Origin of the sequence: Kaistia dalseonensis, from assembly GCF_030814715.1 — a bacterium.
Classification (GTDB): domain Bacteria; phylum Pseudomonadota; class Alphaproteobacteria; order Rhizobiales; family Kaistiaceae; genus Kaistia; species Kaistia dalseonensis.
This window is the reverse complement of record NZ_JAUSVO010000007.1, coordinates 155,624-167,559: the sequence shown is the minus strand read 5'-3', so window position 1 is coordinate 167,559 and position 11,936 is coordinate 155,624. Positions and strand designations below refer to the sequence as shown.

Below are 11,936 nucleotides of genomic sequence, written 5' to 3'. Positions count from 1 at the left end.
CGGCACGAAGCGCGGCGCTTGCTTGCGAGAAGGCCGCAAAAGGGCCATCCTTCTCAACCAACCTCGCCTTTGAGGTCCTCGATCGGATATCGGTGCATCGCATGCTGAAATCGCGCGCCCGCTCGCTTCGTTATGCGGCGGTCTGCCTCGCCCTCGTCTCCGCGACGGGCCTGGTCATGACGAGTCTGCCCGCCAGGGCAGAAACGACCATTTCCGACCTGTTGCCGGACGACGTCAACACGACGCTTTCGGGCAGCTATCTCGCGGCCCTGAGCGCGACGCGCGCGAACGACATCGACGCGGCGACGATCTTCTTCGAAGACGCGCTGAGCCAGGACCCGGACAATGCGCTCCTGATCGACCGGACCTTCACGCTGCTGCTCGTCTCGGGCCGCATCGACGAAGCGTTTCCGCTGGCGGAACGGCTGATCCAGGCCGCCCCCACGAATCGGATGGGCCAGATCGTCCTCGCGCTCAAGGCGCTGAAGGCGAAGGACTACAAGGAAACGGCCCAGCGCCTCGACAAGGGCGATCGTGGACCGCTCGCCAATCTCTCGGCCGGCCTGCTTTCAGCCTGGGCCGCGCAGGGACAGGGCGAGACCGACGGAGCCATCAAGATCGTCGAGACCTTGCAGGGCCCCGACTGGTACGGCGTGTTCAAGGATTTCAACGTCGCGCTCATTCTCGACGTGGCGGGACGCCATGACGAGGCGATGAAGGCGATCGAGCGCGCCTACAAGACGGACGCGTCGTCGATGCGGATCGTCGAGGCGTTCGCCCGCATGGCGGCGCGCAATGGCCGCGTCGATGATGCGAAGCGCGCCCTGCTCGATTTCAGCAAGACGAGCGCCGGACAGCCAATCATTCGTGGCCTGCTCAGCGAGATCGAATCGGGCAAGACGCCGGCACCGCTGGTCTCCACCGTGCAGCAGGGCGCCGCCGAAGTGCTCTATGGCCTCGGCTCGGCGCTCGGCACCGAGAAGGGCGGCGCCGATCTCGGCATCGTCTATCTGCGGCTCGCGCTCTATCTGGAGCCGCGCTCCGACCTGATGATCATGGCGCTCGGCGACATGACGCAGAACGACCAGCAGTTCGAGCGCTCGATCCCGATCTTCGAGAGCGTGCCGAAATCGTCGCCGCTGCGTCGCAATGCCGATCTCCAGATCGCGCTCAGCCTCGATGCCCTCGGCCGCTCGCCCGAGGCGATCAAGCGCCTGAGCAAGCTCGTCGCGGCCAATCCGCGCGATTTCGAGGCGCTGACCACGCTCGGCACGATCTATCGCAGCAACAAGCGCTTCACCGAAGCAACCGATGTCTACACGAAGGCGATCGGCGCCATCGGCAAGCAGGACCCGCGCAACTGGCTGCTGCTCTATTATCGCGGCGTTGCCGAGGAGCAGAACAAGCAGTGGCCGAAGGCCGAGGCGGATTTCCTCGCCGGGCTGGCGCTGGCCCCGAACGAGCCGCAGCTCCTCAACTATCTCGGCTATTCCTATGTCGATCGCGGCATCAATCTCGACCGCGCCATGGACATGATCAAGCAGGCCGTCGATCTGAAGCCGAATGACGGCTACATCGTCGACAGCCTCGGCTGGGCCTATTACCGCACCGGCAAATATGACGAGGCGGTCGGCCAGCTTGAGCGCGCGATTTCGCTGAAGCCGGACGATTCGACGATCAACGACCATCTCGGCGACGCGTATTGGAAGGTCGGGCGCAAGCTCGAGGCGACGTTCCAGTGGGCGCATGCCCGCGACCTCGATCCCGAGCCGGACGCCAAGGCCAGGATCCTGGAGAAGCTCGCCAAGGGCCTCGACAAGGTCGAGGAAACGCAGGTTGCAGCCGCCGCGACGACCACGGCAACCGATGCAACCGCGCCGGCCGCCAAGACTGAGGCGAAGCCCGCCACCTACACGATCGGCAAGGGCGACAGCTTCTGGTCGATCGCGGTCAAGGTCTATGGCGACGGACACCAGTTCCAGCGCCTGATCGACGCCAATCGCGACAAGATCAAGAATCCGAACAGCCTTCCGGCCGGGCTCGTCATCGACGTGCCGCCGCTCGTCAAGGCGCCGTGATTCGCGACGATCGGGAGGCGGCTGGGCAACTCGGTTCCGCCTTCGCCCCGGCCAAGCTCAATCTGGCGCTGCATGTCGTCGGCCAGCGGGCCGACGGCTATCATCTGCTCGACAGCCTCGTGGTCTTTGCCGACATCGGCGACCGGATCGAGGCTTTCGCCTGCCGTTCGGGCGACGGCCCCACGCTGGAGATCGCCGGGCCCTTCGCCGGCCAGTTGTCGGCCGATTCCGACAATCTCGTCCTCAAGGCATGGCGGGCGCTGCACGACGCGGCCGAACTGCCGGACTGTCGACTGCGCCTCACCAAGAACCTCCCGATTGCCTCGGGCATAGGTGGCGGATCGGCCGATGCCGCCGCGACGCTCCGCTTGCTCGCGGCGCTCGCCTCTGTGGCCCCTCCCCCGTCGCTGATGGCCGAAATCGCGGGGCGGCTCGGCGCCGATGTGCCGATGTGCTTGCAAGGCGTGGCTCTGCGCGCCCGTGGCATCGGGGCTGATATCGAGCCGCTCGGTGGTCTGCCGAGCCTGCCAATGGTACTGCTCAACCCCGGCGTCGCGGTTCCAACGCCAGCCGTATTCCGTCGGCTCGCGCGCCGAACCAATCCGCCGATTGCCGCGACATTGCCCGGCTTCGCCGATGTGGATGAACTGGCGGCCTGGCTCGCCACCCAAACCCGCAACGATCTGGAAATGCCCGCCATGGAGGAGGCGCCGATCATTCGGCAAGCGCTCGATGCTGTCTCCGGAACGGCACAATGCCGGCTCGCACGCATGTCCGGCTCGGGCGCGACGGTCTTCGGCATCTATCCGGATAGCGCGGCGGCCGCCAAGGCCGCGCGGGAGCTCGCGAGGGCTCATCCAGATTGGTGGGTCGTCGCGACGACCGCCAATCCGCAGCACGCCCCAGCCTGAGCCGCATGCCGGCCGCCGGGCTGCATTCGATATTCACGATCTCGTCCTATTGCGCCGGCAAGGTCGGGGCCTTCAAACCTCCGGTCCGATCGTGCAGCCCTTCCCGCGCGCCGCGCCCCAGCCAACCGATGATCCAACCGACACCGCCGATCGGCTGCGCTGGTCGATCGCGGCCGCGCTCTGCCTGCACGCGCTGCTCATTGTCGTGCTCGCCCTGCTGCCGGCCGAGCGGCCGCCGCCATCCTTGCCTGAAGGCAGCGTCGCCGTGTCGATCGTGACGCCGGGAGAGTTCGATTCGCTGGTCCCGCCACGCCTGAAGGCGACAGAGACACAGCCTCCGGCCGACAACGCTGCGCAGCCATCCGATGCGATGAAACCCGCGACGCAGCTCTATTCCGACCAGATGCTGGCCGATCCGCGCAGCCGGCAGGCCCGCGAGGCGCTGCCGCATCTGGCGCCGGACGAGCGGATCATCCAGCTCTGCAACATTGAGGCGCTGGCGCAGATCCACTCGGCCGACGCGGCGCGGTTTCAGCCCGATATCGTCGTCGCCTATGCCATGGCGGAATTGAAGCTCTCCGACCATGCCATGGAGGCCGATGGCGGCGCGTTCCGCAGCAAGCGCCAATGGTACGCCATCGGCTATCGCTGCGCCGTGACACCGGATCTGGCCAAGGTCGTCTCCTTCGCGCTCCATATCGGCAAGCCGATCCCGAGGCGTGAATGGGCCAGCCACGAGCTGACGATCGACGACGAGCCGGCCGATTGACCCCCGCCTCGCGCCGGCCGGCGAACTATGGAAGAATGACGCGCTGATTCAAGGAGTTCGCATGGCCCGGATCGACGAGACCCTTCCCTTCATCCCCGTCCGCTTCGCGGTGCTGGCCGTTTCCGACACACGCTCGATCGAGACCGACAAATCCGGCCTGACCCTCGCCGAGCGCATCGAGGGTGCGGGCCACACGCTGGTCGAGCGCGCGATCGTTCACGACGATATTGATGAGATCCGCGCGGTCGTATCGCGCTGGATCGCCGATCCCGCCATCGACGCGGTGATCACCACCGGCGGCACCGGCTTCACCGGCCGCGATGTGACGCCCGAGGCGATCGAGCCACTGTTCGAAAAGCGGATGGACGGCTTTTCCGCCGTCTTCCACCGCATCAGCTATGACAAGATCGGCACCTCGACGGTGCAATCGCGCGCCACGGCCGGCCTCGCCAATTCGACGTTCATCTTCGTCATTCCCGGTTCGACCGGCGCCTGCAAGGATGCGTGGGACGGGATCATCTCGGTCCAGTTCGACTATCGCAGCCAGCCCTGCAATTTCGTCGAGATCATGCCGCGCCTGGACGAGCACCTGAAGCGCGGCAAGCTGCGCGGCTGATCAGGCGGCGATCCGTCCGATCACGCCGGCAGGGACGCGCAGCACGAAGAGCGTGAGGCAAGCGGTATTGCGCAGGCCGCGCGCAAAGCCCGGCCGCGCTGCCGCATCGCCGCGCAGGACGGCCCGCGCGCGCAGGAAGACGAGCCGGCCGCGCCCGATGCGCCGCGCGAGTTCGACCTCGACCATTCCGGGCAATGCGCGATGGCCGCCAATCTCGCGATAGAGGCGCGCTGAGATGAGCAGCCCCTCCTCCGCATAAGGCGCCGCGAAGAGACGCGAGCGCAGGATCGCGCCGAACTCCGCCAAGCGGGCCCGAAAGCCGAAGCTCGCGCGGGCATGTCGGAAAGCAGCGGCGCGCTGCGTGCCCGCGCCGGCCATCGCGGTTCGGTCCATGAACTCCTGGACTTCGCGCTGCCAGCCGGGCTCGAGCATGACGTTCGGGGAAAGGAAGAGCAGCCATTCCGACCGCGCCACGGCCGCGCCGGCCGCCAGATCCTCGCCGAGAACGCCGGTTCCCCTGACGATACGGCAACCTGCCGCATCGGCGACCATGACCGTGCCATCCTCGGACCCGGCGTCGACAATGATCACTTCGCGTACGATGCCATCGGCCGCGGCCGGCACAAGCGCGGCGAGCGCATGGGCCAATGCCATTTCGTCGTTCATTGTTGGCAAAATCACGCTGATCATTGCGTCATTCTTAACGCCAATTTTCAGCAATCGCGAGGCGCTTCGCTCAGTTTTGAATCATCCTAGGTTAATGTTCTTGCTTTGTTCAAATTCATGATCTAGGAATATTGTCATGTCACTCGCTCGCCCCCTCGATCCGCACTTCGATCCGCTGGTCCTGCCCGCGGACAAGGCTCTTTCGGCCCCGATCGACCCGGAGCGCCGGCGCGGCCGGGGCGCGCAAACCAATGCCTCTGGCCGCTTCGAGCGATTCCAGTCGATGCCCATGGACGATGGATGGCAGACGCTGGACGAGCTGCCGGCCTTCAAGACGGAGGTGCAGCCCGAAAAGGCCAAGGCGATCATTACGCGGAACGATTCGCCGGATCTCGGCTTCGACCGCTCGATCAATCCCTATCGCGGCTGTGAGCATGGTTGCTCCTACTGCTTCGCCCGCCCGAGCCATGCCTATATGGGGCTTTCGCCCGGCCTCGATTTCGAGACCAAGCTCTTCTACAAGCCCGACGCCGCCAAACTGCTCGAGAAGGAACTTTCGCATCCCGACTACAAGCCGAAGACGATCGCGATCGGCACCAATACCGACCCCTATCAGCCGATCGAGCGCCAGCATCGGATGATGCGCGACATCCTCGAAGTGCTGGACCGGTTCAATCACCCCGTCGGCATCGTGACGAAATCGGCGCTGGTGCTGCGCGACGTCGATATTCTCGGGCGGATGGCCGAGCGGGGCCTCGCCAAGGTCGCGCTTTCCATCACCACGCTCGACCGCACCATGGCGCGCTCGATGGAGCCGCGCGCGGCGACGCCGGGCCGCCGGCTCGAAGCGATCCGCGGCCTGGCCGAGGCCGGCGTACCGGTAGGCGTGCTGACGGCACCGATCATTCCCGCGCTGAACGATGCCGAGATCGAGCGCATCCTCGATGCGGCGGCGGCCGCCGGCGCGACCGAGGCCGGCTATGTGCTGCTGCGCCTGCCGCTCGAGGTCTCCGACATCTTCAAGGAATGGCTGCTGCGGCATTATCCCGAGCGCTACCGCCATGTGATCTCGCTGCTGCGCTCGATGCGGGGCGGCAAGGATTATGATGCGACCTATGGCAAGCGGCAGAAGGGCGAAGGCCCCTATGCCTGGCAGATCGGCCGCCGCTTCGAGATCGCCACCGGCCGGCTCGGCATGAACCGGCGCCATCTGAAGCTGCGCACCGATCTCTTCTCCCCGCCCCGCCAATTGCCGGCGCAATTGAGCCTGTTCTGAGCGATTGGGAGCCGCGGCGCCGCTCCCCGGGCAGCCACAATGCAGAATCGACGCGGCCTCTGTCGGATTCCGCCTCGCTCGATCGTTCCTGTGGCGTCACCAGCGGAGGAGGATCCCATGAGCTATGTCGACGGTTTCGTAATTGCCGTGCCCAAGGCGAATGTCGAGGCCTATCGCGAGATCGCGCGCAAGGCCGGCGCGGTCTGGAAGGAATATGGCGCGCTGGCCTATGTCGAGACGCTGGCCGACGACGTGCCCTATGGCGAGCGGACGTCATTCCCGCGCGCCGTCCAGGCCACCGAAGACGAGACCGTCATTTTTTCCTGGATCGTCTATGAATCGCGCGCCAAGCGCGACGCGGTCAACGCCAAGGTCATGGCCGATCCGCGCGTCATGGCGGGCTTCGAGAACATGCCCTTCGATACCAAGCGCATGATTTTCGGCGGCTTCGAGACGATCATCGAGATGTAGTCGCCGGGTCCAGCCGGCCAATCGTGTCTCGTGTCGTTCGAGCCTTTGCCACATTCAAGCCTTGCCTCGGCCGTCGTTGATCGCGACAGTCGCGGCATGGCAAAGCGCCCGACCGAATCAACACCTGCCCTCTTCGACCTGCCGCCCGCCCCGACCGACATGATCGAGCGGCGCCTGAGGCGGCGCGGCTTTCGCGCCGTGGCGGGCGTCGACGAAGCCGGCCGTGGCCCGCTCGCCGGCCCTGTCGTCGCGGCGGCCGTGATCCTCGATCAGCGCAAGATTCCCGACGGTCTCGACGATTCGAAGAAACTGAGCATGGCCGAGCGCGAGGCACTGTTCGAGACCATCATGTCCACGGCCATCGTGTCGGTCGCCGCCGGCTCCGTGGCGCGCATCGAGCAGACCGATATCCGCAAGGCGACGCTCTGGGCGATGGCCCGCGCCGTCGGCTGCCTGCCGCATGCTCCCGATCACGCCATCATTGACGGCATCGACGTGCCGCCCGGCCTCCCCTGCCCGGGCGAAGCCTTCGTGAAGGGTGATTCCCGCTCGGTCTCGATCGCGGCGGCCTCGATCGTCGCCAAGGTGACGCGGGATCGCATGATGATGCGGGCGGCGCGCCATTTTCCCGATTACGGCTTCGAGCGGCATATGGGCTATGGCACGGCGGCGCATCTGGCGGCGCTCGGCACGCTCGGCGCCTGCGCGCTGCACCGGGCGACCTTTGCACCCGTGCGCATGGCGATTGAAAAGCAAAACGCCGCCGGGCGTGCCGGCGGCGTGGATCTGTCGATCGAGATGGGCCTGCTCTTCGCAGAGAACCTCACCGAAACTGAATTGGCCGACTGAGTCGACCAGCCGTTCAGTTCAGCCGGTTCTTGACGTCGGCGATCGAAGACGCGACCAGATCGCTGCCGGCCTGCCCCTTGAGGCGGGCGGAGAGGATCTTCTCGGCTGCCGCGATGGAAATGTCGGCCGAAAGCGCCTTCACTTCCTGGATTGCCTGGTGCTCGGCCTGGGCGATCTTGTCCTCGGCCATCTTGGTGCGCCGCGTGACATAATCTTCCATGCGCGTCTTGGCCTCGTCGGCCAGAGCAGCCGCCTCGCGCCGCGCCTGATCGACGATGGTCTGCGCCTCGACCTCGGCGTCGCGGGCCTTCTTCTTGTATTCGGCGAGAACCGCGCCGGCTTCCTCGCGAAGCCGCTTGGCCTCGTCGAGTTCCTTCGCGATTGCGCTGGCGCGCCCGTCGAGCGCCTTGCCCAGCATCTTGTGCACGCCGAGATAGCCGAGCAGCACGAAGAAGAGGATCAGGCCGACGAGCGCGTAGAATGTGGCATCATATTCCATCGAACCGCCCTCGCCTTACTTCGCCGTCACCGACGAGACGGCGGATGCCACCTCGTCCGAGCTCGGCTCCTGGCCGATCAGTGCATGGACGACAGCGCTCGCCGTTTCATGGGCGATCGCGCCCACATCGGCCAGAGCCGTCTTCTTGATCTCGCCGATCCGGGCCTCGGCGGCCTCGAGCTTGGCGCTGAGGGCGGCTTCGACATCGTGCTGCTTGGCAGCGGCCGCGGTCTTGGCCTCGTCCGTCGCCGTCTGGGCGATGGCCTGGGCGGAGGCGCGAGCCTGGGCCAGCGCCTTCTCATAGGCAGCCAGCGCATCGTCCGACTGGGCGCGAAGGCGCTGTGCCTCGTCGATATCGCCGGCGATCTTCGCGGCACGGCCGTCGACGATCGCGCCGATCCGCGGAACGATCACGCGCTTCATCAGCAGATAGAGCGCGCCGAAACAGATGACGAACCAGAAGATCTGCGACGCGAAGGTATGCGTGTCGAAGGGCGGGAACGGTCCCTTGTGCCCTTCTGGCGCGCCAACCGCGCTATGGGTTGCCGCAGGCGTTGCAGCATGCGCGTCCGCTGCTGGCGTTGCCGCTGCCGGCGCGGCCGGAGCCGGTTCAGCCGCAGGCGCTGCCGGAGCCGGCGTGGCCTCTTGCGCATTGGCAGACGTGACGAACCAAGTCATCGAAGACCCCGGATCGAGAAAAATGCGTCATGCGACGGCTGACGCCGCCGCATGGGATTCTCCTGAAGGACCGCCGCGCGAGCGGCGGGCCCGTTCGTGGATCAGACCACGAAGAGGAGCAGAAGGGCTACGAGCAGCGAGAAGATGCCCAGAGCTTCCGTCACGGCGAAGCCGAGGATGAGGCGGCCGAACTGGCCATCGGCAGCCGACGGATTACGCAGGGCGCCCGACAGGAAGTTGCCGAAAATGTTGCCGAGGCCCAGAGCTGCACCGGCCATGCCGAAGCAAGCGAGACCAGCACCGATGAACTTCGCGGCTTCCGCTTCCATTTCAATTCTCCTTCAGGGGGTAATCGTGATCGCGTTTTGGGTTGGTAACTTCTTCGATCCGTCGCTCAATGGCCCGGATGCAGGGCGTCATTGAGATACATGCAGGTCAGGATCGTGAAGACATAGGCTTGCAGGAAAGCCACGAGGAATTCGAGCGCGGTCAGCGCCACGGTCATCAGAAGCGGCACGATGGCGCCGCCGACGCCGATGGCGCCGAGACCCGCCAGGCTGACGACGAAGCCCGCAAACACCTTCAGGGTGATGTGGCCGGCCAGCATGTTGGCGAAAAGACGAACAGAGAGGCTGATCGGCCGCGAGAGGAACGAGATCACCTCGATCGCGGAGACGAGCGGCACGACCGGCCCGGGCACGCCATGCGGCACGAACAGGCCGAGGAAGCCGAGGCCGTGACGGTAGAAGCCATAGCCCACCACCGTCAGCATCACCGTCATGGCGAGCGCGAAGGTGATGATGATCTGGGCCGTCGCCGTCAGGAAATAGGGGAACATCCCGAAGATGTTGGCGGTCAGGATGAACATGAAGAGCGAGAAGACGAGCGGGAAGAAGCGCATGCCTTCCTTGCCGGCGCTCGATTTCAGCGTCGAGGCGACAAACTCATAGGCCATCTCGGCAACCGACTGCACGCGGCCGGGAACGAGGCTCTTCTTGGCCGTCGCAAAATAGAGGAAGCCGGTCACGATCGCGACATTGGCGATCATCGAGACCGCGGAGTTCGTGAAATGGAACTCCAGGCCACCAAACTGGCCGAGCGGGAAATATTCGTGGATCTGAAACTGATGGATCGGATCGTTCGCCACCGAGCCCGCCTCTTCCGCCTGTGTCCCGCCACGGCCCATGCCGCAACGCTTAACTACGACCAGTCAATATTGACTTGCCTATTCACGCCCGGTCTTGCGCAGCTTCTGCCGCGCTTCGGGCTGAGCAACCTTGCCGACTGCGCGCAAGACGTTCAAGACGCCCGCGACGAAACCCAGCAACAAAAGCACGATCAGCCCCCAGGGGGACGTTCCGAGCCATTTGTCGACGAGCCAGCCGAGGCCGGCGCCGACAAGCACGCCCGAGGCGAACTCGCTCGCCACGCGGACCGCGAGGCCCATGCCCTGCATACCTGCAGAAGACGGCTCCCCGGCCTGCGCCTGCTGCTTCGCATCGGCCTGGGCCTTGTCCAGCCTGGAACCGAGCGCACGCAGCCTTTCGGACAACGCAGCTTCGTCTTCGGCTAATCTTCCGTGCTTCTTCCCGTCGCCCTGCGAACCCATGTCGCTCATCGCGTCACCCTCGCCAAGCGTCGGGAAAACCCCAAGAAGCTTTCGCTTTCCCCCGAAACCGCGCGCACAATAGTTTCGCCTCCCTGCCATGTCAAGGCGACATAGCTACAGTATAACTAATTGAATTTCCTTAACTTTATTCTCGCCGAGACAGGCCGTTGCGGAGCGGGCGGCGAATCCCCCGCGCCGCGCTCTTCCTCTTGTGACGGCTCCCGTGCGAGAAGACAGGCATGAGTGAAGCCTCCGACCGGAAATCCAATCGCGGCCCGAACCTCATCGGCGCCTATATCAATGCCGTGATCGAGCCCGTCTGCGCCAAGCGCGGCTTCGCGACCGCGGACCTGATCGCGGCCTGGGCCGATATTGTCGGCCCACGCTATGCCGAGGCGACGCAGCCGGAGAAGCTCGCCTGGCCGCGACGCGATCACGCCAACGCCGCCAAGGGCGCCACGCTGGTCATCCGCGTCGATGCCGGCATGGCAATCTATCTCCAGCACGAGACGGCGCTGATCCTGGAGCGCGTCAACGGCTTTCTCGGCTTCGGCGCCGTGGCGAAGCTCAAGATCGTGCAGGGCCCGGTCGCGGCACCGAAGCCGCGCCAGCCGGCGCCCCGCCCGATCTCGCGCGCGGCCGAGGCCGCCATCAATCATGCGACGGCGACGGTGGAGAGCGACGGCCTGCGCGCCGCGCTCGAGCGGCTCGGGCGCGGTGTTTACGCAGAGGTCGAGCGATCGTGATCCCGGCTCATTGCGAAAACGCCGCATTTCCTCTGGTAACATCAGCGTAAAGCGTGCCAATCGTTCCCCTCGACATGGGCATGGCGAGGATGCCTGCCCGGCGCAGTTCGACCGAAGGAGATCAGGGATCGTGCAGTTCAATCGCAGACAGTTTCTGGGCCGGGCCGGGGCCACATCTCTGGCCGTCGGCGCGCTCACCATGCTGCCGCGCGGCGCCTCGGCTGAGACCAAGGTCGACATGGCGGAGCTGCTCAAGCCCGGTCCGCTCGGCGACCAGATCCTCGGCAAGGACGACGCGCCGAACGTGATCGTCGAATATGCCTCGCTGACCTGCACGCATTGCAAGCACTTCCACGACACGACCTGGAAGCCGCTCAAGGAGCAATATATCGACACGGGCAAGGTGAAGTTCATCCTGCGCGATTTCCCGCTCGATCCGCTCGCGACGGCTGGCTTCATGCTCGCCCATGCCGCGCCGAACAACTCCTTCTATCCGATGGTCGACCTGCTGTTCGACACGCAGGAAAAATGGGCCTTCGTCGATGATCCGGTCACGGCGCTGCTCGGAATCGCCAAGCAGGTCGGTTTTACACAGGAGACTTTCGAGCTGACCTTGAAAAACCAGGCGCTGCTCGATGGAGTGAACGCCGTCAAGGATCGCGGCGCGAAGGAATTCGGCGTCGACGCGACGCCCACATTCTTCATCAACGGGGTCAAGGCACCGGGTGCGCTCTCGCTCGAGGAAGTGCAGAAGCTGCTGGTCTAGCG

At 65.4% G+C, this 11,936-nt stretch carries 15 protein-coding genes; 9 read left to right on the top strand and 6 right to left on the bottom strand.

Going from position 1 to position 11,936, the window contains the following annotated elements:
• Positions 1–101 precede the first annotated feature (101 nt).
• The 4 genes from QO014_RS22525 to moaB all read left to right on the top strand — a co-directional run bounded on the left by QO014_RS22525 (position 102) and on the right by moaB (position 4,374).
• Positions 102–2,078 carry a tetratricopeptide repeat protein gene (locus QO014_RS22525; protein ID WP_266351010.1) on the top strand — a complete coding sequence of 659 codons (1,977 nt, stop codon included), beginning with the start codon at positions 102–104 and terminating at the stop codon, positions 2,076–2,078.
• Positions 2,075–2,989 carry a 4-(cytidine 5'-diphospho)-2-C-methyl-D-erythritol kinase gene (locus QO014_RS22520; RefSeq protein WP_266351009.1) on the top strand — a complete coding sequence of 305 codons (915 nt, stop codon included), beginning with the start codon at positions 2,075–2,077 and terminating at the stop codon, positions 2,987–2,989. Before QO014_RS22525 ends, QO014_RS22520 begins: the two co-directional genes overlap by 4 nt.
• A gap of 91 nt (positions 2,990–3,080) precedes the next feature.
• The gene (locus QO014_RS22515; RefSeq protein WP_266351008.1) at positions 3,081–3,758 is read left to right on the top strand and encodes a DUF930 domain-containing protein; all 678 of its coding nucleotides are present in this window, start codon (positions 3,081–3,083) and stop codon (positions 3,756–3,758) included.
• A 61-nt stretch (positions 3,759–3,819) separates the two neighbouring features.
• Positions 3,820–4,374: a molybdenum cofactor biosynthesis protein B gene (gene moaB, locus QO014_RS22510; RefSeq protein WP_266351007.1), complete on the top strand. Its 555-nt coding sequence runs from the start codon at positions 3,820–3,822 to the stop codon at positions 4,372–4,374.
• Here the strand turns inward: moaB and QO014_RS22505 are convergent, their stop codons facing one another.
• Positions 4,375–5,064 (bottom strand): glycosyltransferase, encoded by a 690-nt coding sequence (locus tag QO014_RS22505; protein ID WP_266351006.1) that lies wholly within the window; start codon positions 5,062–5,064, stop codon positions 4,375–4,377. It lies immediately after the preceding gene.
• A 112-nt stretch (positions 5,065–5,176) separates the two neighbouring features.
• Between QO014_RS22505 and QO014_RS22500 the strand changes: the two genes are divergently transcribed.
• The 3 genes from QO014_RS22500 (at position 5,177) to rnhB (ending at position 7,636) form a co-directional block, all read left to right on the top strand.
• The gene (locus tag QO014_RS22500) at positions 5,177–6,316 is read left to right on the top strand and encodes a PA0069 family radical SAM protein (RefSeq protein ID WP_266351005.1); all 1,140 of its coding nucleotides are present in this window, start codon (positions 5,177–5,179) and stop codon (positions 6,314–6,316) included.
• A gap of 117 nt (positions 6,317–6,433) precedes the next feature.
• Positions 6,434–6,787, top strand: coding sequence for a DUF1428 domain-containing protein (locus QO014_RS22495; RefSeq protein ID WP_266351004.1), 354 nt, complete (start codon positions 6,434–6,436; stop codon positions 6,785–6,787).
• A 96-nt stretch (positions 6,788–6,883) separates the two neighbouring features.
• Positions 6,884–7,636, top strand: coding sequence for a ribonuclease HII (rnhB, locus tag QO014_RS22490; RefSeq protein WP_370877196.1), 753 nt, complete (start codon positions 6,884–6,886; stop codon positions 7,634–7,636).
• 13 nt (positions 7,637–7,649) lie between these two features.
• Here the strand turns inward: rnhB and QO014_RS22485 are convergent, their stop codons facing one another.
• The 5 genes from QO014_RS22485 to QO014_RS22465 all read right to left on the bottom strand — a co-directional run bounded on the left by QO014_RS22485 (position 7,650) and on the right by QO014_RS22465 (position 10,431).
• Positions 7,650–8,135: a F0F1 ATP synthase subunit B gene (locus QO014_RS22485; protein WP_266351003.1), complete on the bottom strand. Its 486-nt coding sequence runs from the start codon at positions 8,133–8,135 to the stop codon at positions 7,650–7,652.
• 15 nt (positions 8,136–8,150) lie between these two features.
• Positions 8,151–8,813: a F0F1 ATP synthase subunit B gene (locus QO014_RS22480; RefSeq protein ID WP_266351002.1), complete on the bottom strand. Its 663-nt coding sequence runs from the start codon at positions 8,811–8,813 to the stop codon at positions 8,151–8,153.
• A gap of 101 nt (positions 8,814–8,914) precedes the next feature.
• Positions 8,915–9,142: a F0F1 ATP synthase subunit C gene (locus QO014_RS22475; RefSeq protein WP_183398234.1), complete on the bottom strand. Its 228-nt coding sequence runs from the start codon at positions 9,140–9,142 to the stop codon at positions 8,915–8,917.
• 65 nt (positions 9,143–9,207) lie between these two features.
• On the bottom strand, positions 9,208–9,960 hold the full coding sequence (locus QO014_RS22470) for a F0F1 ATP synthase subunit A (RefSeq protein WP_266351001.1): 753 nt from the start codon (positions 9,958–9,960) through the stop codon (positions 9,208–9,210).
• A gap of 78 nt (positions 9,961–10,038) precedes the next feature.
• Entirely contained in the window at positions 10,039–10,431 is a 393-nt protein-coding gene (locus QO014_RS22465; protein WP_266351000.1) for an AtpZ/AtpI family protein, read from the bottom strand.
• Positions 10,432–10,661: 230 nt separating this feature from the next.
• Between QO014_RS22465 and QO014_RS22460 the strand changes: the two genes are divergently transcribed.
• Both QO014_RS22460 and QO014_RS22455 read left to right on the top strand, forming a co-directional pair.
• Positions 10,662–11,168 (top strand): DUF721 domain-containing protein, encoded by a 507-nt coding sequence (locus tag QO014_RS22460; protein WP_266350999.1) that lies wholly within the window; start codon positions 10,662–10,664, stop codon positions 11,166–11,168.
• Positions 11,169–11,298: 130 nt separating this feature from the next.
• The gene (locus QO014_RS22455) at positions 11,299–11,934 is read left to right on the top strand and encodes a DsbA family protein (RefSeq protein ID WP_266350998.1); all 636 of its coding nucleotides are present in this window, start codon (positions 11,299–11,301) and stop codon (positions 11,932–11,934) included.
• Positions 11,935–11,936 lie beyond the last annotated feature (2 nt).